Annotated in this window: 26 protein-coding genes and 1 pseudogene; 22 read left to right on the top strand and 5 right to left on the bottom strand. The window is 64.4% G+C overall.

All coding sequences use genetic code 11. The annotated features are described in order from the left end of the window. The first annotated feature begins 546 nt into the window (after positions 1 to 546). The 10 genes from AWC14_RS02050 (at position 547) to AWC14_RS02000 (ending at position 6,570) form a co-directional block, all read left to right on the top strand. On the top strand, positions 547 to 1,140 hold the full coding sequence (locus tag AWC14_RS02050) for a hypothetical protein (protein WP_057003391.1): 594 nt from the start codon (positions 547 to 549) through the stop codon (positions 1,138 to 1,140). A gap of 124 nt (positions 1,141 to 1,264) precedes the next feature. Next, positions 1,265 to 1,975, top strand: coding sequence for an Rv2018 family toxin-antitoxin system antitoxin (locus tag AWC14_RS02045; protein ID WP_057003397.1), 711 nt, complete (start codon positions 1,265 to 1,267; stop codon positions 1,973 to 1,975). Positions 1,976 to 2,233: 258 nt separating this feature from the next. Next, complete coding sequence (gene tnpA / locus AWC14_RS02035) at positions 2,234 to 2,647, top strand: IS200/IS605 family transposase (protein ID WP_045382774.1); 414 nt, start codon at positions 2,234 to 2,236, stop codon at positions 2,645 to 2,647. Then, on the top strand, positions 2,644 to 4,164 hold the full coding sequence (locus AWC14_RS02030; protein WP_052425657.1) for an RNA-guided endonuclease InsQ/TnpB family protein: 1,521 nt from the start codon (positions 2,644 to 2,646) through the stop codon (positions 4,162 to 4,164). Before tnpA ends, AWC14_RS02030 begins: the two co-directional genes overlap by 4 nt. 106 nt (positions 4,165 to 4,270) lie before the next feature. Next, on the top strand, positions 4,271 to 4,417 hold the full coding sequence (locus tag AWC14_RS28880) for a hypothetical protein (protein ID WP_162835664.1): 147 nt from the start codon (positions 4,271 to 4,273) through the stop codon (positions 4,415 to 4,417). 141 nt (positions 4,418 to 4,558) lie between these two features. Beyond that, entirely contained in the window at positions 4,559 to 4,774 is a 216-nt protein-coding gene (locus AWC14_RS02020) for a hypothetical protein (RefSeq protein WP_045382768.1), read from the top strand. Continuing rightward, a complete protein-coding gene (locus AWC14_RS02015) occupies positions 4,765 to 5,145 on the top strand; it encodes a hypothetical protein (protein ID WP_139810495.1) in 381 nt (126 codons plus the stop codon). Before AWC14_RS02020 ends, AWC14_RS02015 begins: the two co-directional genes overlap by 10 nt. Positions 5,146 to 5,489: 344 nt before the next feature. Next, entirely contained in the window at positions 5,490 to 5,795 is a 306-nt protein-coding gene (locus AWC14_RS27910) for a hypothetical protein (RefSeq protein ID WP_142281517.1), read from the top strand. Next, a complete protein-coding gene (locus AWC14_RS02005; RefSeq protein ID WP_052425655.1) occupies positions 5,792 to 6,166 on the top strand; it encodes a hypothetical protein in 375 nt (124 codons plus the stop codon). Before AWC14_RS27910 ends, AWC14_RS02005 begins: the two co-directional genes overlap by 4 nt. Positions 6,167 to 6,345: 179 nt before the next feature. Next, positions 6,346 to 6,570 (top strand): hypothetical protein, encoded by a 225-nt coding sequence (locus tag AWC14_RS02000; RefSeq protein WP_057003392.1) that lies wholly within the window; start codon positions 6,346 to 6,348, stop codon positions 6,568 to 6,570. An 84-nt stretch (positions 6,571 to 6,654) separates the two neighbouring features. Here AWC14_RS02000 and AWC14_RS01995 read toward each other — a convergent pair whose 3' ends face one another. Beyond that, positions 6,655 to 6,873: a hypothetical protein gene (locus tag AWC14_RS01995; protein ID WP_045382757.1), complete on the bottom strand. Its 219-nt coding sequence runs from the start codon at positions 6,871 to 6,873 to the stop codon at positions 6,655 to 6,657. Positions 6,874 to 7,043: 170 nt separating this feature from the next. On the opposite strand from AWC14_RS01995, the gene AWC14_RS01990 reads away from it, so the two are divergent. The 4 genes from AWC14_RS01990 (at position 7,044) to AWC14_RS01975 (ending at position 8,537) form a co-directional block, all read left to right on the top strand. Then, on the top strand, positions 7,044 to 7,463 hold the full coding sequence (locus tag AWC14_RS01990) for a prevent-host-death protein (RefSeq protein ID WP_235215997.1): 420 nt from the start codon (positions 7,044 to 7,046) through the stop codon (positions 7,461 to 7,463). Continuing rightward, positions 7,460 to 7,885, top strand: coding sequence for a hypothetical protein (locus tag AWC14_RS01985; RefSeq protein WP_045382751.1), 426 nt, complete (start codon positions 7,460 to 7,462; stop codon positions 7,883 to 7,885). Before AWC14_RS01990 ends, AWC14_RS01985 begins: the two co-directional genes overlap by 4 nt. Positions 7,886 to 7,983: 98 nt before the next feature. Further along, on the top strand, positions 7,984 to 8,226 hold the full coding sequence (locus AWC14_RS01980; protein WP_235215996.1) for a hypothetical protein: 243 nt from the start codon (positions 7,984 to 7,986) through the stop codon (positions 8,224 to 8,226). Then, positions 8,223 to 8,537, top strand: coding sequence for a hypothetical protein (locus AWC14_RS01975; protein WP_085240932.1), 315 nt, complete (start codon positions 8,223 to 8,225; stop codon positions 8,535 to 8,537). Before AWC14_RS01980 ends, AWC14_RS01975 begins: the two co-directional genes overlap by 4 nt. A gap of 614 nt (positions 8,538 to 9,151) precedes the next feature. Here AWC14_RS01975 and AWC14_RS01970 read toward each other — a convergent pair. Next, on the bottom strand, positions 9,152 to 9,424 hold the full coding sequence (locus AWC14_RS01970) for a hypothetical protein (RefSeq protein WP_052425698.1): 273 nt from the start codon (positions 9,422 to 9,424) through the stop codon (positions 9,152 to 9,154). A gap of 35 nt (positions 9,425 to 9,459) precedes the next feature. Between AWC14_RS01970 and AWC14_RS01965 the strand changes: the two genes are divergently transcribed. The 3 genes and pseudogenes from AWC14_RS01965 to AWC14_RS29360 all read left to right on the top strand — a co-directional run bounded on the left by AWC14_RS01965 (position 9,460) and on the right by AWC14_RS29360 (position 11,353). Continuing rightward, positions 9,460 to 10,395 carry a hypothetical protein gene (locus AWC14_RS01965; protein ID WP_142281516.1) on the top strand — a complete coding sequence of 312 codons (936 nt, stop codon included), beginning with the start codon at positions 9,460 to 9,462 and terminating at the stop codon, positions 10,393 to 10,395. 191 nt (positions 10,396 to 10,586) lie between these two features. After that, positions 10,587 to 11,111, top strand: a pseudogene (locus tag AWC14_RS01960) (tyrosine-type recombinase/integrase); the annotation flags it as partial. Further along, the gene (locus AWC14_RS29360) at positions 11,108 to 11,353 is read left to right on the top strand and encodes a hypothetical protein (RefSeq protein ID WP_052425696.1); all 246 of its coding nucleotides are present in this window, start codon (positions 11,108 to 11,110) and stop codon (positions 11,351 to 11,353) included. The pseudogene AWC14_RS01960 and the gene AWC14_RS29360, both read left to right, overlap by 4 nt. On the opposite strand, the gene AWC14_RS29355 is transcribed toward AWC14_RS29360, so the two are convergent. From AWC14_RS29355 to AWC14_RS01945, 3 genes are all read right to left on the bottom strand, one after another. Continuing rightward, a complete protein-coding gene (locus AWC14_RS29355) occupies positions 11,316 to 11,501 on the bottom strand; it encodes a hypothetical protein (protein ID WP_156419184.1) in 186 nt (61 codons plus the stop codon). The genes AWC14_RS29360 and AWC14_RS29355 overlap by 38 nt on opposite strands. A 70-nt stretch (positions 11,502 to 11,571) precedes the next feature. Continuing rightward, positions 11,572 to 13,074: a multicopper oxidase family protein gene (locus AWC14_RS01950; protein WP_045384802.1), complete on the bottom strand. Its 1,503-nt coding sequence runs from the start codon at positions 13,072 to 13,074 to the stop codon at positions 11,572 to 11,574. Between the two features lie 55 nt (positions 13,075 to 13,129). After that, a complete protein-coding gene (locus AWC14_RS01945) occupies positions 13,130 to 14,365 on the bottom strand; it encodes a permease (RefSeq protein WP_045384800.1) in 1,236 nt (411 codons plus the stop codon). Positions 14,366 to 14,546: 181 nt separating this feature from the next. Here AWC14_RS01945 and AWC14_RS28505 point away from each other — a divergent pair, with 181 nt between their 5' ends. The 5 genes from AWC14_RS28505 to lpqS all read left to right on the top strand — a co-directional run bounded on the left by AWC14_RS28505 (position 14,547) and on the right by lpqS (position 17,075). Next, a complete protein-coding gene (locus AWC14_RS28505; protein WP_156419185.1) occupies positions 14,547 to 14,708 on the top strand; it encodes a hypothetical protein in 162 nt (53 codons plus the stop codon). Continuing rightward, positions 14,709 to 14,999 carry a copper-sensing transcriptional repressor RicR gene (ricR, locus tag AWC14_RS01940; RefSeq protein WP_045384798.1) on the top strand — a complete coding sequence of 97 codons (291 nt, stop codon included), beginning with the start codon at positions 14,709 to 14,711 and terminating at the stop codon, positions 14,997 to 14,999. It abuts the gene before it with no gap. Between the two features lie 252 nt (positions 15,000 to 15,251). Further along, on the top strand, positions 15,252 to 15,404 hold the full coding sequence (gene mymT, locus AWC14_RS29350) for a copper-binding metallothionein MymT (RefSeq protein ID WP_081968354.1): 153 nt from the start codon (positions 15,252 to 15,254) through the stop codon (positions 15,402 to 15,404). A gap of 475 nt (positions 15,405 to 15,879) precedes the next feature. Beyond that, positions 15,880 to 16,455 (top strand): DUF5134 domain-containing protein, encoded by a 576-nt coding sequence (locus AWC14_RS01925; protein ID WP_158089860.1) that lies wholly within the window; start codon positions 15,880 to 15,882, stop codon positions 16,453 to 16,455. Between the two features lie 200 nt (positions 16,456 to 16,655). Beyond that, positions 16,656 to 17,075 (top strand): putative copper homeostasis (lipo)protein LpqS, encoded by a 420-nt coding sequence (gene lpqS, locus AWC14_RS01920; protein WP_052425695.1) that lies wholly within the window; start codon positions 16,656 to 16,658, stop codon positions 17,073 to 17,075. Positions 17,076 to 17,180 lie beyond the last annotated feature (105 nt).

The following is a 17,180-nucleotide window of genomic DNA, read 5'->3' as shown; positions in this document are numbered from 1 at the left end:
GATCGAAATGGGTGCGAGTCTCGGCCCAGCCCAGCCGGCGTGACCTCGAGTACTGGCTGCAGATGGATGCCGCGTTAGCGCGCGGCTGGAGTTACCGGCTATCACGGACGGCCCCTATCAGTCAGTTTGCGTCAGCAATCACGTTCGCCGAGTGGTGCGACGAAGCGGCAGCCCGACTCCGCACTACCGACGTGGTTGACCTCGATGCGCTGGCCCGAGAATGGCAGACACAGGCCGAACGATCCGGCATCGAAGACCAGCCACTCTACGTAACCACCCTCTGCCTATTTGCACTCTTGGTGGTGTTTTTTGCCGCCGCTCTGGTGGGCAGCTACGTCGGATTCATAGGTCTGGCAACGGTATTCGCAGTTGGCGGCGCCACGGTGATCTTCTGTGAGAGCAGGGTCGCGCCTCGACTGATGGTCGGGCCAGCTGCGCCTAGGAGCGGGCCGCTGTGGTTTGACCGCAGCCAGTGGCCGCGGGCGTGGGGAACACGGTAGCTAACACCGGGTGCAATTGCCCGCCCCAATGCGTCAAAATCACACGATGATGCCCATCGACGGCCCCGCCAAGATCGCCGAGGCTCAAGCCCGCATCGAAGACCTTGCCTACCAAACCATCAAGGCTGCAATGCTTCACACGCAACTAACATGCGCCCGCGAAGGCTGCCTCGACATCGACTGGCGAACCGCCCTCATCGAAACCGCCGCCCAACCCATCGGCGACATCGCCGCCGAGCATCAACAGATCCGTGAACGCGCCGCCCACGAGGTGGCCAACTTTCCCGACGCCGACTGGGAACCCGACATGAAAGTCGGCTGGCGCGCCTCACTGGAGGCCTGGTACACCGCAAGTAAGAGGTGCCTCGACGACATGGAAGAACTCGAAAAACACACCCGCGCCGAACCCGGCAAACCCGTCGATGACATCACTGAGCGCTATGCAATGGAGCGGGATCTCCTGACAGCCTCCTATCGGGCCGGCCTCACCGCCGGCGGCCTGCCCAACGACTGGTACGAGTGGCTGCTCAAGCGCGTCAAACAATGGCCAGACACAAATCGCCGCGACAGCCAACTCGCCGAGATGGAGGAACCGGGCTACCGCGAGAACCTTCAAAAGCTGCCGTCCTATTGGGCATAAGAGCGCTGTTGCCGACGGCCTCCAAGCCGCCCCATTGGTGGTCCCCGTGCCTTCCCGACTGCCCGCCAGTCGTGTCGTATGTTGTTGACAGACTGGTGCCGTCAAAACGGAGGTGAGCCCGGCCATGCCAGCAGACGACCTGCGGTTCGAGGTGCCGCTCTACACGCTCACCGAAGCCTCCCGATACCTCCTCATCCCAAGACCAACATTGACGACGTGGATCGAGGGTTATGAACGCCACCCACCCGCCACCGCTACTGTGAAGAAAGGACCGATCGTCACCGCATTTCATGAACGCCAGCGGCGACAGGCACGTCTCCCATTCATCGGAGTCGCAGAAGCCTACGTACTCAACGCGTTTCGCCGCGCCGGCGTGCCTATGCAACGCATTCGACCGTCGATCGACTGGCTGCTAAAAAATGTAGGCCCGCATGCTCTTGCCTCCAGGGATCTCTACACAGACGGCGCCGAAGTCCTCTGGCACTTCGCACAGCGGGCCGGTGAAGGAAGCCCCGACGAGCAAGTCGTCAAAGGCCTCATCGTGCCGCGATCAGGCCAATACGTTTTCAAAGACATCGTTGCGCACTACCTCAAACAAATCCGTTTCGGTGACGACAAATTCGCCGAAATGATCCGCCTCCCGCAGTACGGAGACGCCGATGTAGTCCTCGATCCCTACCGGGGATACGGCCAACCGGTCTTCGACCGAAGCGGCGCTAAAGTCGCTGATGCGCTCGGGCCGCTGCGCGCCGGCGAAACATTCGAAGCGGTTGCCGAGGACTACGGCGTGACCGAAGCCCAACTTCGTGACGCACTCGACGCCATCGCCGCCTGATCCACTCGCGGGGCGACTTCCGCACGTCTTCATCGATCGCAGCCTTGGCGCCATCCAACTGCCCAAACTCCTCCGCGCAGCCGATGTCGCACTGACGACAATGCGAGAACACTACGGAGAAACCGCCGCCCAAAGCGTGGCCGACCACCGATGAGCCCCGAGGGGGCCGGTCGCTTTAGTGGCCCCGGGGAATCTGGCGCATCGGTGATCAGCGTGTGATGGCGAGATTTGTCGGTGTCGTTGCTTAAGGTTCGGGTCATGTCGGGTCAGCGGTTTCGTCGCACCCTGGGAGGTGTGTGCTCGCTGGGTCTGCATTTGGTGTGGTGCCCGAAGTACCGGCGCCGGGTGTTGGGTGGGCGGGTCGCCCGTCGCCTTGACGAGTTGCTGGGTCAGATTGCTGCCGAGCACGGGTGGCAGATCGTGGCTCACGAAGTGATGCCCGATCATGTGCACCTGTTCGTGTGGGTCGGGCCGGCCGACGCCCCGGCCGCGGTGGCGCACGCGTTCAAAGGGCGCACGGCGCGGGTGCTGCGCCAGGAGTTCCCGCACTTGCGGAATCTCGCGAAGGTGTTGTGGTCACCGGCGTATTTCGCGGCCTCGGTGGGCTACGTGTCGGAGACTACGGTGCGCCGCTACATCGAGCATCAGTGGGACGCGGTGTTGGCGTCATGAGTCAACGGGTCAAGATCACCCGCGCCCGGGTGCATGGCTCGTCGGTGTATCTCGGGGAGGTGACGCAGCCGGATGGAACGGTTGCGCCGGTGTGGTCGGCCGACCCGGATGAGGTATTGGGCTGGCTGTGTGATGGGTTTCGATTTCGGTTCAACCAGCGCCGTTCGACGCGCTGCCGTTACTTGACGTGCGAGGACCGCGCCGGGGAGCAGGTGGTGGTGTGCGACCCGGCCCGCGAGCCGGTGTTGGTGCCGATCGGTAACACTGTCACCGACATCACCGACGCTCAGGCGCGCCGACAACATAGTTTTTTGGCGGCGATGCCGGGGTACGTTCTGGAGGCGACACTTAAAACTGAAGCGACGGAATGGTTTTCGGCGATTAAACGCCGCAAGACGAACGTCGCTAATGGGCGTAAGGCCGGGGCGATGCCCGGTTTCCGCCGTCGTGATGGTGATCAGCGGTTTGTGTGCTGGTTCAACGGTGGCCGCAACGCGGTTTTCACCAAGACGGGCCGCCGCTCTGGGATGGTGACGATCAGCGGCGCCAATCCCGGCGCGCACCGCGCGCCAGGGTTGGGACCGGATGGTCAACCGCACAGGCTGGCCTGGCGGATCACGCTGCACGTCCGGTTGTCGCAGCCGATCCGTCCGTACACGTCGGTTCGGGTGAACTGGACACGACGCCAACTGGTGTTCGTCAACGAACCGTCGCCCGTCGCCGACAAGGTCCGTACCGGTGAGGTGATCGGGCTTGATCGCGGCGTGGTCCATACCGCAGCCGATGACCGCGGCGGGTTCTACGACGCCCCCGACACCGCCGCGCCGGACAAACAGCGCAAGTTCCATCAGCGGCGGATGGCCAAGTGCAAGCAGGTCGCCGCCCGTCAGGGTCGCCGGTTTTGGGAGTCGAAACGCTACCAAGCCCACAAGACCGCCGCTGCTGGCCTGGGCGCTAAACAGGTGCGGGTGCGGGAGGATTTCGCGCACAAGCTCAGCACCCAACTGGTGCGCGATCACGATTTCATCGGGATCGAGAAGCTGTCTCTGCACCGGATGACCCGGCGGGGCAAAGGGAAAGGGGCTGCAGCCAAGCGGGGACTCAACCGGGTGCTGCAGAATGCCGCGCTCGGCAGACTAGCCAGGTGTATCGAGTACAAAGCGGAGCTGGCGGGGGTGGCGTTCGTCGAGGTGCCCCCCGCCTACACCAGTCAGCGTTGCCATCGGTGCGGGCACACGTGCAAGGAAAACCGTGAAAGCCAAGCGGTGTTCCGTTGCCTAGCGTGTTCCTGGACCGGCAATGCCGACACCAACGCCGCCGTGAACGTGCGTGAGGAAGCTCTCGCGCGATGGTGGGCGGTGCATACCGAACAACTGGCTGGGACATCCGGTGCAAAGCCGGGCGGGATCAATCCCGTCAGCCAGGCGGGGAGCAAGAGTAAGACCGACCCCCACCCGGGTCCGGCCCATGGGCCGGCGGCATCTGCGATGAACCGCGAACCACCCAACGCCGCCTAACGGCCAAGGGAATCCACCGCTTTCAAGCGGTGGAGGATGTCAAAAGGACGACAACATCCGCCGGAACGAAGCAGAACGCCAAACCGTCATCCGCACAGGAGCGCGCATGTTCTGCGCACCGCGCGCCGATCTGACAGCTGGCGACCTCGCGCGACGCTACCTCGACAACCTCGCCGCCATCGCACACGCTGCAGAATCACCCAGCCCATTTATCTACCTCGTCTACGACAACAGAATCACCCGCCTGGTCTGACCGAACATCGGCGAGCGCGGCAGCCCTGCTGGCTCTGGCTCACGTCAGCGAAAAGCATTAGACGCGTACACTCACGGACAGGCGCGAGCGTGTCTAGGGAGCAATAGCCAAACTGTCGGTACCCCGCCCTAGACTGCTACTATGCCGAAACGGACAGAAGTCGTCGAGAAGATCACCAAGGCCGCCAAGAAGGCGGGACTGAGCTTCGACATACAGCGTGAAGGAGGAAACCACACCATCTACAACCTCGACGGTCTAACCATCCCGATTGCACGCCACCAGCAGCTCGACGGCTACCTGGCGATCAAGATCTACAAACAATGCGAACCGAAACTAGGGAAGGGGTGGTGGCGTTGACCACGGCCTTCACGGCGGTCGCCACCCGTGGCGACCGCTATTGGCTCGTGCACGTCCCTGAACTCGACCAGTACACTCAGGCCCGAAACCTCGCCGAAGTCGAGCCGATGGCGCGCGACCTCATCGCATTGCTCAAGGAAATCCCCGACGACTCATTCCAGCTCGACGTCCGGATTGAACTGCCAGAGCATGTGCGACACCACCTCGAGCTCGCCCGCAAGTACAGCGAAGATGCCGCACGCGCCCAGGCTGAATCCGCGCGCGAACGCCGCGCAGCAGCACGAGAACTCAAAGCCCGGGGACTCACAGTCCGAGACATCGGCACAGCGCTCGGTATTTCACACCAGCGCGCGCAGCAGCTCTTGGCGTAAACGATTCTGGGCCGAAGTGATTTCAAGCCATGAGCGACGCAGAACATCTGGTTGACGAGCACCTCGCCGCGGCTCGGCGCGTGCTAGGTACAGGCGCAGGCCCGACCGACTGGGCAACTCGAAACCAAACCGGGTCGCCGGCGGATCCGAACTGGGAGGGAGAGACCGCCGACCGCGCCCGCACGGCCACCCAGCACCTCGAAACTCTTCGCGGTCAACTGCAGCAAGCCCGAAGCACCGCAGCCACCGTCATCGCTGAAGCAGGCACGATTTCACGAGACGCCCACAATGCCCTCGAGGCTATCGAAACCGCTTGGGCCAACGACAAAGCCACGCTGCGGCCGATGGCAAACACCGCCTTCGGCCAGAGCGCTCTACTTCAGGCCGGCATTGCCCGCGTCAATGAAGCACACGAGGTCGTCGCCACTGCCGCGGCGCGATTCAGCGAAGCGGCCCAACGACTTCCCGACGTTCCACGCACAGCTCTCGCTGTTGCCGCCGACCCGGTAGCACTCCAACCGCCGGGCGGCTACATCATTTGGTGCACCCCGGCGACGGCGGTACCCGGATTTATATGTGAATTCCTGCAAAGCGACGGGTCCATCATATGGAGACATTCACCCATCGACATCACCGGAGGCATGCCGTGAAGATCGAAAACCAGGCCGACGTCGAACGCATTATGGCCGAGCGGAATATCTCTTTCGTGTTCCGCCCATCCATCACCGCGCAGCCCGACGGAACATGGATTGCCCGCTACCCAGGCGCCGACTGGTCAGTCTCCGGTCGCGACGCCGACGAAGCGCGCCGGCGGTTGCACGCAGAAGAACTCACGCGGATGCGCGACCCAAACCACTCCGAGTGGAAGGTCAACGCTGTCCGCCGGCACTTGACCGAGGGGCCGATCGACGGTGTCTACGAACTCGACAACGAGACCGCCGACCAAGTCATCAATGCTGGGACACAGGCGGCGCTCGACGCTGAGATCTCTGCGATCGACCACCGCCGATCCGAACCCTGAAAGACGGCATTGCCTCATCGCTTAAGGGCGTCCCGCGCAACGGGGGAGGTGGGTGGTTCGTCGCACGGGCGAAACCTGTCGGCCACCCTGACCCTTTGAAATCGATTCGGTTTGGCCGTCGCGTAAGCCGTATGGCTCCAATAGCCTGATTCCACGAGTTCGAAGGAGGGGAGCCACAAATGGATCGGTTCACTGCGACTGTCTTGGGGTTGATGAGGCGAGCGGCGGCGCTACCGGTCGTCGCAGCGAATCCTCAAGCCTCCGAACGCATCGCCGCAGCTATCACCGAGGTGTCCAGGCTCCATCAAATCGGCGTCGACGACCCAAGGCTGTTAGTCGAGCTGGTCGACGGCAAATTGAGGGAAGTTCAAGGAGCCGTCGCGATGGCAAAGAGCAGCGCCTAGTAGACGGCGAACGATTCCGCGGCACCATCGGTAGCCGGCGACAACGGGCACTTAACAGCACCAAGAGCGGGCTCCGTGCCGTCTTCATTCGTCGTCGACAACCTTGTCGAGCCAAACAACAGCGCCGGCGAAAACCCCAACGCCCGAAATAACAGCGCGGCCGGCATCCCTGCTTCCCAGGTAGATCAGCGCTGCCGCACAAGCACCGCAGACAAGCGCCGACATCAGCAAGAACGCGGCACGAAGCGTAAGGATCTTTGCCGCCGCCTTGCTGCGGGTGCTGGTCGTCGATTTACCAGACATGGCTCTCGGCTCGCCCTTCCTGTCGTTGGCTCTCTACTCCTTCAAGCACCGGCGCGACGCCCGGTTTCCGTCATCGCTGGGGTCCAACAGCCAGGTAAATGCATCACTTACGCGAGATCCGGTCAGCCACTGCTGACCGATAGTGCATGTACACGCAGTACGCTATGTACATGTCCTGGTTTAGCAGCGTGACCGAAGGGCGCGCACACATGAAAGAGCTCCTCGACGCCGCCGCCCGCGGCGCCCCAGCGGGATTGCGCCGAGACCAAGCGGCCTTCGCGATCCTCGACGCCACACGCCTTCGCGAGCTACTCGCCACGCGTCCCCAGCACGCAGAGGTGGTCGCCGAAGCCGACCGATACTCAATCTTCATCCCAGACACACCGATCGCCGCAGACGGATCAACCCTCGGCGAAGCGATCGACGAAATGGTGGGCGCACTACGCGAATACGCAGCTGACTGGGTCGACCACCTATCGACCGCCCCGAACCATGCCGGCAACTGGGGGCTGGTCCACCTAATCGAGTTGTCCAATGACGAGGAACTCGCCGACTGGCTCACCGCCGGCCAACTTGCTCACCCCGCATGAGCTGGCAGCCGGCAACCCGAGCCGACCACGACAAGTTCTGCCGCACCGAAGGCTGGACACGAGTCCGAGACGCCACCGGACGCACCGGCACCCACCACATCACCTACGAACTCGAGCTACCCGACGGCCGGATCCTGCGGACACGCATCTCACATCCCCCGAACCGCACAACCTACGGCCCAGCCATCTGGGCGCACATTCTGCGCGACCAGCTATGCGTCGACGAGGCAACCTTCTGGTCGGCGGTACGCGACGGCGTCAAACCACAGCGGACCCAATCAAGGCCGCAAGAGGAATCAATACCCGCCGAAGTGGTCACCCTCCTCATAAACCGTGTCGGCCTTACCCGAGAGCAAGTCGCAGCACTCACCCGAGAAGAAGCCATACAGCGCCTGAATCGCTTCTGGACAGAAGGCACCTGACAGTCTGAATTGCGTGGTCGCCCTCGCTGGCAGCGGCCCACGCCCCGCCACGGACTACCGGAATGTGGGAAAGTGGGAAAATGGGATATTGTGATGATATGGGCAACACCATCGATGAAGCGATCGTAGAAAGCGACAGCCGCAGCCGAATCGTGCTGCCCGGCCATCCCAACCAACGGTTCCTTCTACGGGAAAACGCTGATGGCAGCCTGCTGCTTCAGCCTGCTCGGGTGGTAAGCGAAGCCCAGCGTGAGTACGACACGACGCCAGAACTCCAGGACCTACTCGCACGGGCAGCTAAAGCCCCCACCGTGCGCCGTAGCCGTCACCGGCGCCCGTGAACGACACCGGCGACTTCTCAGGCGACTACTCCGAGATCGCCGACGCACAACTCAACGCCCTGGAGGCTGGGCCGGACCCCGGGCTGTACAACGCGGTCCTCGACGCATGCGAGCTCATCCTGCGCTTTCCGGGACAGGCCCACGCATTGTCGAGCGCGATTAGAACCGATGCCGGAATCCGGCTCCGCTTGCCGGTCACCGGGTACCCGCCCTACAAGGTGTTCTGGTCAACCGCGGGTCCGCGTCTCGAGGCGACCTTTCCGCACCCCAGTCGTTTTCAAGGGCTCACCACCAGTCGGCTCCGGAGATAACCGGGGCGGTGATCATCACGTACAACCGGTTGATACTACTGTTCCCGGAACGACAGCGACGTCTGGAAGCAGTGGACCGGGAACGACAGCAGGCTCAACCACGGCTGGGGGCGGGACGACCACGCAATCGCCGTCATCAGCCACTTCCGCGCAACAAGGCGGTCAAGGCACGACTGCAAGTTCCGGTCAGCAGCCAGCGGGATTCGGCACCACTAAGCCGTCGACTTCTGAGAGCGCGACCTCTCCTGGTACGACAGCAGGTTCCTCACCAGGCGGATCAGCACCGGGCGTCGGACCGACAGGTGTACCCGGAGTAGCTGCGCAAGCGCCGAGTGCTGGGAGTAGTGGTCTGAGCGGTGTTGGCGGCGGTGTGCCGAAGATGGGTGGGCTGTCGCCGCCGACTAGTGCGTTGCCGACGAGCGGCTTGTCAGGCGGCGGTCTCCCAGCCGGCGGGACTGGCCTAGGTGGCAGTGGCTTGACGGGCACCGGCGGCCTACCTGGTGGGGGAGCGGGCAGCCCCGCCGCCGCGCCGCCGCCAGCACAGTTCCTCAGCGGTGCCGCGCAGGGTTTCGCGTCGCCGCCGCTGGCGAGCAGCGCGGCAGCTGCGCAGCCGTTCAGGCCGCCTCCGGGGTCGACGATGCCAGCCGGCCCGCCGCCCGCGGTTCCATCGACGCCGCCTCCAGCAGCTGTGGGAGAACAAGTAGCGCCGGCGCAAGGGACCCCAGCGCCCGCGGTACCTCAGCAGGCTGCGGCGGTTCCGTTGGCTCCGCCACCTGCGGCGGGTGTGCCGAACCCACCGGCCGCACCGCCCGCGTCGACGTCGGCGGCTCCTGCGGCAGTCGGGCCGGCAGGGCCGCCTTCCGCACCACCCGTACCGCCGCCGCCACCGAACGTGCTGGGCCTGGGCAAGCACAGTGCGGTGGTGAGAGCCATCAACATGGGTTCAACCGCCGTCGGTGAGAGCTTGCGTTCGACGCCGGAGTTTGGTGCGGCGATGTCGTTGGTTGCGGCGTTGAATGATCCGCAGCGGCCGGGATCCATTGTGCTGCTTGGGGGTTGGTCGTGTGCGGTGTTCGGCAGTGGTGTCTCGGCGCGGTTTGTTGTGGCGGAACGTCATGGGCTGTCGTGGATTCCGGCCGGTGTCTATTTGCCGGGGGGAGTGACGGTGGCGCATCTGGACGGGCGTGTGCCCGCCGAGACGCGGTTGAGTTGGCGGGGGATGGAGCCGTCCGCGCTGGTGTTGTCCAGGTACTCGGAGGCGGTAGGTGAGCAGCCGCGCATTGTGGTTGCTCGTGAATACTGCACCGCCCTAGATGGCTGGTTCGATCGTCGGACGGTGCTGGTTGCCGATAAAGGGGAGCGCGTCGTTATCCCCAATCCGGTGACTGATCCGGCGGCGGGACATCATCGTTTGGCGTTGGCGTCACCCACGGACTGGGCGCACGTACAGTCGTTGGCCGATGGTGAGATTCAAGTGGGTATACGTTGGGCCGCCGAGGAGTTGGTGAAACGTCACAACGAGTTCTTCGCTGAAGAAGCTGATGCGCGGCTGCGGCTGACGGCGCTTAGCCACATTGGCCGCTGGGACGCGGGTGGGCCGCCCGACGTGCGGTCGGCGGTCGGCGGCAAGATGCGCGAGATCTTGCCCCGACTGGTGGGCTGTCCCGAATTCGGTCGCGAGCAGCACAACCTCTGGGTGGCGCATCAAGAGCTTGAAATGCAGCTACGCGGGTGGGAAACCCTGTGGCTGGCCTTCAACGAGGCGACGCGAACGACTCTGGCGGATGTCATGTATGCCTACAGGATGGCCACCGAACCTATCCTGCCGATCCCTGAGATCCGGGCCGAGGCGGTATGAATGCACGTTGGATACCGTGTATGCGGCTCATCGATGAGCCGCCGTTGCCGGGAGAAATCGGCGGCCGAGCATAACTTGTAGCCGTTCGGCAGGCGCAGGACCTAGACCCACACGGGTCGCACCGCCGGGACATTGAGTTCGCCGCGCCGCATGATTCGGCTTCCGCCGGACGAAATTCGCCGTCGCCAGAGGCGACCCTGGCCGCCACCGCCGAAGCAGAGTTTCTGCGGCACAAGAAAATCGGCGCTCATGGCATGGACATCGCGATCAGCCCGTCCGACATCTACGACATGACACAGCTGTCGCAGCGCACCGATCGGGTACTGCCCAACGGGGTGTGTTTGTTGCCGCCGTTGCAAACCTGCGACAAGGGCAACGCATGTCTGTCGTGTGGGCACTTCGCCACCGACGCCAGCCACCTCGATGAGTTGATCGACCAACGCACCAAGACGCTGACGCTGATCGAGCTGCGCCGCGATCAGTACCGGCAACGCACTGGCCGTGAACTGACCGACCAGAACGTGTGGATCCACGAACGCCGCCGCGAGCTCGCCTCCCTGGATGCGATCATTGACCGGCTGCGCAGCGATCCCGCCGCGCAGGGCAACAGCGTTGGTGGCGCGGGCACGGCCAACCGGTTGCCGCTAATGCAGATCAAAAGCCGGGGAAGCCACGAGTCGGTGCTGCGTAAGGCCGATCCCGGAAACACCCGATGACCCGGCGACCACCGCCCCCTTCGGACAAGGCGCTACAAGGTCTCGCCGACTACCGCGCCGCGGTCGCCAAAGACAAACGCCGCGCCATTGAACGCGCCATCCGCGCGATGCGCAAAAGCAACGCCACGATCAACGTCGCCACCGTCGCAGCCCGCGCCGGCGTGGGACGCAAAACCGTCTACAAGCACAAAGACTTAATCGCTGTCATCGACCAGTACCAGCCATCAGGGTGCGCCCGATGATGTTGCGCCGCAAAGCCGCGACAACAGCATCGTTGCCGCGCTGCGGGCCCGACTGGCCGCCAAGGACAACGAGATCAGAAAGCTTCGAGACCAACTTGCCGAACAGAAAGCGACGATTGATCTGCTCTACGGACAACTCGAAGACCACACGAGACCCTGAGCTGATATGGCAAGCGTCGACGGTAGGCGTGGCTGGCACGGCCCGCGAGCAGGGATCGTCAGGTGGTGTAGTTGAGGCTGGTCATCATGCCGGCTTCTTTGTGATAGGTGTTGTGGCAGTGCAGCATCCAGATGCCGGGGTTGTCGGCGAGGAGTTCGACGCGCAGTTTCTGCTTGGGCAATACGTTGATGGTGTCTTTGCGTGCGCCGCGGCTGCCGTCGGGCTTGATCAGTTGGAAGGTGTGGCCGTGCAGGTGCATCGGATGCCACATCCCGGGCCCGTTGTTGGCGAACGTCAGGGTTGCCCGCTGCCCCTCCCGGATGGCCAGCGGAGAGTTATCGGGGTAGGGCCGGCCGTTGATCGCCCACACGTAGGTGCTCATCGAACCACCCAGCTCAGCGGTAAGAACCGTGTCGGGATGGGCCGCGCCGAGATCGGCGGCCGGGGTGGCGGTGAACATGTCGACCGTGCCCACCCGGCCGCTCAGTTCGGGCGGCTGAAACCCCGGCTCGGGCGGGTTGCCGGCAGCGGTGGATAGCAACGCCCGCCCGAGGGCGTTTTTGCCTTCCGCGAGCGCCACCAGGGGAAAGATCCCATCGGCGGCGGTGACGATCACGTCGTAGCGTTCCCCCATGCCGATCAGCAGCGCGTCGACGTCGGTGGGCGCCACGGGGTAGCCGTCGGTGTGGGTGACGGTCATGCGGTGTCCGGCCAGCGCGACCCGGAAGGCGGTGTCGGAGCCGGCGTTGATGATCCGGATCCGGATCCGCTGACCGGGTTTAGCCTGAAATGTGGTGGGAGCGGCGGGGATACGCCCGTTGATCAGGTAGTAGGGGTAGCTGACATCGCCGGCGTCCCCACCGAGCAGGGCGCTAGTACCCACGCCACTGCGGCCGGGCATCCCATCCATGCCGGGCATGTCACCCATGGTGGTGGGTCGGCGCAGGTCGGTGAAGGTTTGTTGCGGGGTTTTGCCGATGCCGTCCGTCCAGTCGTCGAGGACGACGATCCATTCGCCGTCATAGCGCGCCGGCTCGTTCGGGTCGTCGACGATCACCGGGAGATACAGGCCGTGGTCGGCGTCGAGACCGGCGTGTGGATGCGCCCAGTAGGTGCCCGGATCAGGTAGCGAGAACCGGTAGGTGAAATCGCGGCCGGCCTCGATGTCGGGGGTGGCGGGTGCGGCGCCGTCCATGTCATTGCGGATGGCGATGCCGTGCCAGTGCACCGAGGTGGGGTGATCGAGGCGGTTGGTTACGGTGATCGCGAGTTCGTCGCCGACGTTGGCCCGGATCAGCGGCCCGGGAATGCCATTGCCGTAGGCCAGGGTGTGCGCCCGGGGGCCGCCGAGGTCGATCGTGACGGGCTGGGGTGTCAATGACGCGGTGACGGTGCGCCCGGTGTGGGGTCGCGCGGCTTCAGCGGCGTCGATGGCGGCGCGCAGGTTCCCACTGCGGTCGGTTGAGCGCCCGCAGCCGGCCAGCGCCAGCCCGCCGATGATGGCGGCGGCCACAAACCCGCGCCGGCTCAGCCGGTTGCGGTCAAACGGAGATGCGGTCACGCTGGTGCCTCGCCCCGCATTGCGTGTGATCCCGGAGTCCTTCCGGGCCGGCGATTCACCCGTTGCCGCCCTTGTACGCGGTGTCGTGGTCGTGCACGGTGCCGTGGTCGTGCGCGGCGGTCTCGTGGTGGTGGTGGTGGTGGTCGTGTTCGGTGTCGGGGGAGCCGCCCATCATCTTCAGCATCGCTATGCCGCCGGTGGTGATGAAGCGGGCCACCAGCACCGCGGCCAGCGCCAGGAACACGATGTTGAGCCAGGTGGTGTAGTTCCACGAGATGCCGGCATACATCACCGTGGCGTTGCGCTCGGCGGGGATCAGACCGGTTGTGCCGAACAGGATTTCGACCAGGTATCCGGCGGCGGCCATCGCCGCGTAGAAGGTGCCGAGCAGCATCAGCATCATTTTGGTGCCGTAGTACTTGCGGTAGATGTTGAGGATCGGCAGGATCAGCAGGTCGGCGAAGATGAAGGCAATGACCCCGCCGAAGCTGATGCCGCCGTTCCACAGCACCGCCGCCAGCGGCACGTTGCCGATTGAGCAGACGAACGACGCGATGGCCACCAGGGGTCCCACGATCGGCCCCCACAATGCTGCCAGCGTCGGGTGGTCGGTGAGAAAGAAGTTCTGCCACAATGTTTCGGGGACCCAGGCTCCGATCGCGCCGGCGATCAGCAACCCCAACACGAGGTCGCGCAGGATCGCGGTCCATTCCATGACGAACACATGTGAAACCGAGGTGAACCCCTCCGGCGAGAACAGTCGCTGCCAAAACGAGCCCTGACGTTGGACGGACATGTCCATCGCGGCGTGGCCTTCCATTGAGCCGGCGAGGCCGCGGTCGGCTTGCTGGCGGGCGGCGTCGATGAGCCGGGAGCGCACGAACAGCCGGAACAAGACGGCCAGGACCACGATCATCAGTGGGCCGCCGACGAATTCGGCCGCGGTGAACTGCCAGCCCATCAGCAGGGCCATGATGATGCCCAGCTCGATCACGAGGTTGGTGGAGCCGATCTCGAAGGCCATGGCGGCGGTGAAGTTGGCGCCCTTGCGAAACAGCGATCGGGCCAGCGCCACCGCGGCATACGAGCACGACGAGGAGGCGGCGCCCAGCCCGGTCGCGATGGCCAGGGTGCGGGGCCGGTCATCACCCATCAGCCCCACGATCGTCGAGCGACGCACCACCGCCTGCACCACTGCGGACAGCGTGAAGCCCAAAATCAGCGCCCAGAGGATCTCCCAGGTCATCGAGCCCGCCAGCGTCAGCGCGCGGCCGATCGCGTTCATCGCCATCACCTGCCTTTCGAACCGGTCCTCACCAGCGCCCCAAACCTATACCCCTTGGGGGTATAGGTCAAACATGGTTTTTGCCGACCACCGAGCACCGGCCCACGACCGTGATGGGTGCTAGGGCCAGCCACGCCCGTGGTGGTGGGCATACCTAACCGGGGTATTAGCAGGTAGGCTGGGGTGCATGAGGTCCACCATCACCGCCGCACAGCACCCGACAGGTGTGGGTGTGGTGGTGGCAGGTGCGGGCGCTATCACCAGCGACGGCAACACCGATGTAGTGATGGGCATCGTCGCGTCGGATCGCGCCGGGAGCGACCCGATCACCCGGATGCTGGGAGGCTAGATGGCAACCGAACAGGGATATTCGGCGCAGAAGGACAACTACGCCAAGCGGCTGCGTCGCATCGAGGGCCAAGTGCGTGGCATCGCGAAAATGATCGACGAAGACAAATACTGCATCGACGTCCTGACCCAGATCAGCGCGGTCAACAGTGCCCTGCGGGCGGTGGCACTGAACCTGCTCGACGAACACCTGGGCCACTGCGTGAGCCGCGCGATCTCCGATGGCGGCGACGAGGCCGACGCGAAAATCGCGGAAGCCTCGGCCGCCATCGCCCGCCTTGTTCGGTCCTGACCAGTTGCCGCGAGGCGGCCGATGCTTGCCTGCGCCATCACTGCGAATGCCAACGCGATCGCATGGCCGTGGACGCGTTCAGTTCGCGGTATCGGTGACGGGCTGCCAGCGGCTTTCCTCTGCAGGGGTTTACGGCCTACCCGTAGGGGGTATATGTTGGCATGGTGGTTGTCGCCGTGAAGACAACCCCAAAGTGAACTATCGACCGGTGGGTCCTCTGATGGGTCCCCCCACAGATAAGAGGTGAAGCAAATGACGCACCACGGCCATGAGGCAGGAACTGTTTTGACCTGTACCCACGAGGGTTGTGGCTGCCGGGTTCGCATCGAGACCGAATGCCACTGCCCCGGGGCCGACCAGCCGTATCGGTGCACCTGCGGCGAGGAACTCGTCCCCGCCAGCTAGGTAAACACGCTGCGCAACTAGCCACGCCCCGGCCCGGGCGCCACCGCCCGCGACCGCCTGAGCGTGAAATACAGACGCGCCGTGCCACCGTTGATCGCCAAACGATTTCGACATCGGTGGCACGGCGCGCCCACGTCAACCAATCTCACGTCAACCAATCTCACGTCAACCAATCTCACGTCAACCAATCTCACGGCCACGCAACGATGTTCGTAGCTGGCGCGCCTAGCTCGTGGCGGCTGGCGGCTTTCACGTCGAGGAGGACCTTTTCGTGCTAACAGCCGGACACGAGTCGGCAGCCGACAACACCGGCACCGCACATGGATACGCCAGCACCAAGATGGCGATTCTGAACGCGTTAGACGACCCAGGTTCGGCCGCACGTGCCAACACCGGCCGGCGCGTAAGCGGCCGGTAGCGATACGCGCGAATGTTTCACGAGTTCCCGCCTGTTTGGCGCTGGAGCCTGGTCGTCGTGACCGCGATCGCGTTGGGGATCAGCCTTATTCGACTCGGCTGGCGCAGATCCACCCAGCAGACGACGGGTTTCTACGCCACCGATTGTGAATCCGATGCCGGTCACGCCGTGATGCTCACCGGCATGCTCATCATGTTCGCCGCGCCGCGCGCACCTATCCCGGTAAGCGCCTGGCGCAGCGTCTTCACCATCGCCGTAGGGTGTTTTGCCGTCCTGTTGGTGGCTCGGGTCGTTCAATGGCGAACACAGCCGCCAGCCGATCGTCGCAGCGACCACATCGCCGCGGCCGGCTACCACCTCGTAGTGGCGGCGGCGATGCTCTACATGACATTCGGATCAGAACCGATGCCGGCAATGCCCGGTATGCATCACACGCAGCTACCGTTGCCCGCCCTGGCATGGGCGCTGGTGGTGCTGCTGATCGCCGATGCGATCATCCAGGTTGTCGCCGCTACAACACTGCGGATGCCCAGCGGCACCGGAACACGACTCCCACCGTCGATTCGCATCGCGGTCTTTCCGCAAACCGTCATGGATGTCGCCATGGCAATCATGCTCGTCGCCATGCTTTAGACCCAAATTGGCATATACCCCTTGCGGGTATCGGGTATACGGGGTTATTGTCGGGGCGTGAAGCGTTTCCGGCACGTCTGCGTCACGCGCCTCGACCTGCATACAGCGGTCGATGCGGCCAGTGCTCGCGGGCCGGTCACAGCGCGCCGCTCAGTTGCGCAGGCCCCGATGCCGGGCAGCGCTGGTGGAGTCGCGGCATCGTGAGGCTCACCCAGGCCAGCGGATCGGCCCGGCGGCGTGTGGCCCTGCGGCTCGGGATCGCCGCGGGGGTAGTGTGGGTGCTGGCGCTCGGCCTGTGTGGATTGCACCACGCCGCAACGCATCCGGGCCAAGTGGCGCAGCCAGCGTTGGCGTCGGTCAGTGAGGAGCTCGGCGTTCACGCTGATCACGCATATCTTGGCGACGGCTCGTCGCACGCCTGCCCGGATCAGTTCGCGACCGTGGTGCTGCCGCGCTCGGCGACCGCTTTGGCGGCGCTGGGCGTGGTCATGGCGGTGGCGGCCGTCACCGGATGGCTCGCACCACTCATCGTTTCTGCCGGACCCGGCCCGCCGGGAAGGTCCGCGAATGTTCTTACCGGTCACGATCTGTTGACCCGGTTCTGCCTGGCCCGTCGCTGACTGGTCAGCGTCAAGTCGTTGTGCCCTGTCACGACGACTGGTGATCGCTGACCCCTGTCACTGGCCGCTGCATGGTTGGCGGCCCCGGCACCGAAGCGACGATTC

The sequence above is a fragment of the Mycobacterium kyorinense genome, assembly GCF_002101735.1.
In the GTDB taxonomy this organism is placed as follows: Bacteria; Actinomycetota; Actinomycetes; order Mycobacteriales; family Mycobacteriaceae; genus Mycobacterium; species Mycobacterium kyorinense.
Note: the sequence above shows the minus strand (reverse complement) of the source record. Positions and strands in the feature narration are given on the sequence as shown.

Coding starts and splice junctions, on each gene's coding strand:
- AWC14_RS29360 (WP_052425696.1), top strand. CDS start 11,108: ATGACCCGGCGACCACCGCCCCCTTCGGACAAGGCGCTACAAGGTCTC.
- AWC14_RS28880 (WP_162835664.1), top strand. CDS start 4,271: ATGTTCTGCGCACCGCGCGCCGATCTGACAGCTGGCGACCTCGCGCGA.
- AWC14_RS02045 (WP_057003397.1), top strand. CDS start 1,265: ATGCCAGCAGACGACCTGCGGTTCGAGGTGCCGCTCTACACGCTCACC.
- AWC14_RS01990 (WP_235215997.1), top strand. CDS start 7,044: ATGTCCTGGTTTAGCAGCGTGACCGAAGGGCGCGCACACATGAAAGAG.
- AWC14_RS28505 (WP_156419185.1), top strand. CDS start 14,547: ATGAGGTCCACCATCACCGCCGCACAGCACCCGACAGGTGTGGGTGTG.
- AWC14_RS01980 (WP_235215996.1), top strand. CDS start 7,984: ATGGGCAACACCATCGATGAAGCGATCGTAGAAAGCGACAGCCGCAGC.
- mymT (WP_081968354.1), top strand. CDS start 15,252: ATGACGCACCACGGCCATGAGGCAGGAACTGTTTTGACCTGTACCCAC.
- AWC14_RS02050 (WP_057003391.1), top strand. CDS start 547: ATGATGCCCATCGACGGCCCCGCCAAGATCGCCGAGGCTCAAGCCCGC.
- AWC14_RS01985 (WP_045382751.1), top strand. CDS start 7,460: ATGAGCTGGCAGCCGGCAACCCGAGCCGACCACGACAAGTTCTGCCGC.
- ricR (WP_045384798.1), top strand. CDS start 14,709: ATGGCAACCGAACAGGGATATTCGGCGCAGAAGGACAACTACGCCAAG.
- AWC14_RS02020 (WP_045382768.1), top strand. CDS start 4,559: ATGCCGAAACGGACAGAAGTCGTCGAGAAGATCACCAAGGCCGCCAAG.
- tnpA (WP_045382774.1), top strand. CDS start 2,234: ATGTCGGGTCAGCGGTTTCGTCGCACCCTGGGAGGTGTGTGCTCGCTG.
- AWC14_RS02000 (WP_057003392.1), top strand. CDS start 6,346: ATGGATCGGTTCACTGCGACTGTCTTGGGGTTGATGAGGCGAGCGGCG.
- AWC14_RS27910 (WP_142281517.1), top strand. CDS start 5,490: ATGGCAAACACCGCCTTCGGCCAGAGCGCTCTACTTCAGGCCGGCATT.
- AWC14_RS02030 (WP_052425657.1), top strand. CDS start 2,644: ATGAGTCAACGGGTCAAGATCACCCGCGCCCGGGTGCATGGCTCGTCG.
- AWC14_RS01945 (WP_045384800.1), bottom strand. CDS start 14,365: ATGGCGATGAACGCGATCGGCCGCGCGCTGACGCTGGCGGGCTCGATG.
- AWC14_RS01995 (WP_045382757.1), bottom strand. CDS start 6,873: ATGTCTGGTAAATCGACGACCAGCACCCGCAGCAAGGCGGCGGCAAAG.